Origin of the sequence: Megasphaera geminata F0357, assembly GCF_000239275.1 — a bacterium.
Taxonomy (GTDB): domain Bacteria; phylum Bacillota; class Negativicutes; order Veillonellales; family Megasphaeraceae; genus Megasphaera; species Megasphaera geminata.
In genome coordinates, this window is sequence record NZ_JH417616.1 from 43,496 (window position 1) to 43,815 (window position 320).

Here is a 320-nt window from a genome sequence, read left to right on the forward strand (position 1 = left end):
TCCGTCCCCTCTCGGGGTTTAGGTAATTAATTCAGTAATGACGGCAAAAGAAGTCGCAGAATTCTTCAAGTTTCCGTCCCCTCTCGGGGTTTAGGTAATTAATTGGAAAAGGAGTATTTAATTATGGCTATTCAATTCAATGTTTCCGTCCCCTCTCGGGGTTTAGGTAATTAATTGGGAAGAGCGTATCAGTTAGCGACGGAGCGGCGAAAGTTTCCGTCCCCTCTCGGGGTTTAGGTAATTAATTGGCGACAGCGACCTGGAGTGGTTAAAGACGCTGGACAGAACGAGTTTCCGTCCCCTCTCGGGGTTTAGGTAAT